Here is a 1,360-nt window from a genome sequence, read left to right as displayed (position 1 = left end):
GCCTTCGCCTCCTACCATGTCATCGAGGACGAGGAGGAGATCGTGCGCGAGAGCGGGTTTCGCACCTTCCCGGTATCGGCCTTCAACTGGCGCCGTTACGAGGGCGACGCCTATGGCATCTCGCCGACCATCGAAGCCTTGACGACCGTGCGCGAGGAAAACGCGGTCCGCCGCTCGGGCCTGCGCGCGCTCCAGCAGATCACCGATCCGCCGACGGCGTCGAAGGCCAGGCTCGACTACGTGCCGGTGCTCGATCCGGGCGAGAATTATCCGGGCCTCATCGACGACAATGGCAGGCCGCTGATCGCGCCGATCACCACCGGGCAGAACCCGAGCTACGCCTTCGACTATGCGGCGAGCCGGGCTGAGGAAATCCGCGACATGATGTTCGTCAGCCTGTTCCAGACCCTGGTGCAGAACCCGCAGATGACCGCCACCGAGGCGCTGATCCGCCAGGAGGAGAAGGGCGCGCTGCTCGGACCGTCGGGCTCGATCATCCAGGCGGGCTTTGCCACCAATCTCGACCGCGAGCTCGGCATATTGGAGGACAAGGGTCTCTATGACGAGGACAGCCGCTTCCTGCCGCCGGCGAGCCTGGCGGGCAAGGCGGTGCGGCCGACCTTCACCGGTCCGCTCGATGTCTTGCGTCGCTCGGCGGAAGCGCGCGACACCATCCAGCTGGTGACCACGGCCATGCAGATGGCGCAGTTCGACCCTGATGTGATGGACAATATCGACAGCGACGAGGCGCTCAAGATCGTGCAGAGCGCCGGCCGCAGCCCGCAGCGCATCTTCCGCCGCAAGGATGAGGTGGCGGGCCTGCGCGACGCGAGGGCCAAGGCCAGCCAGGCGCAGGCCGGCATGGCGGCGATCGCCACCGCCGGCAAGGTGGCCAAGGACGCGGTGCCGGCGGCCGTGCAGGCGCGCGACAGCGGCCTGCTCGAGGGCTTGCAAGGCATGCTGCAGGGCGGCACCGCCGATGGGCCGACACCTGATGCCGGCGCCCAGGGCGCGATGCCGGCCGGACAGCGCGCATGAGCCGCAAACGCTTCGCCCACGCGTCGCAAAGCGGCGGCCCCGCCAAAGCGCGCGAGGCGCTGGCCAAGGCGTATCTGCGCGTGTTTTCCGGCGAGGACGGCGAAATGGTGCTGGCCGATCTCGCGGCGACGGTCGGCTATTTCAGGCGCCCGTCATACGGCGAGTGGATGGCGCGGACCAGAACCCCCAATGGCTTCGAGCTGCACAGCGCGCTCAGCAACGCGCGCGCCGAAGTGGTGCAGCACATTATGGGGTTCCTGACGCTGGACGAGGCGCAGCTCCTGGCGCTGGAAAAGGCGGCACGCGAGGAGCAGAGGTGAGG

2 protein-coding genes are annotated in these 1,360 nt (G+C 68.4%); both read left to right on the top strand.

The window, feature by feature from the left end; genetic code table 11:
- Positions 1-1,038: portal protein (locus tag FJ980_RS31930; protein ID WP_246676665.1), on the top strand; the 1,038-nt coding region annotated here is incomplete at its 5' end.
- On the top strand, positions 1,035-1,358 hold the full coding sequence (locus FJ980_RS31925; RefSeq protein WP_140547484.1) for a hypothetical protein: 324 nt from the start codon (positions 1,035-1,037) through the stop codon (positions 1,356-1,358). The genes FJ980_RS31930 and FJ980_RS31925, both read left to right, overlap by 4 nt.
- Positions 1,359-1,360: the final 2 nt, after the last annotated feature.

This window comes from Mesorhizobium sp. B1-1-5, assembly GCF_006443065.1.
GTDB lineage: Bacteria > Pseudomonadota > Alphaproteobacteria > Rhizobiales > Rhizobiaceae > Mesorhizobium.
This window is presented reverse-complemented; position numbering and strand designations above follow the sequence as displayed.

Excerpts from the sequence above, each read along its gene's own strand:
- FJ980_RS31925 (WP_140547484.1), top strand. The coding sequence starts at position 1,035 with ATGAGCCGCAAACGCTTCGCCCACGCGTCGCAAAGCGGCGGCCCCGCC.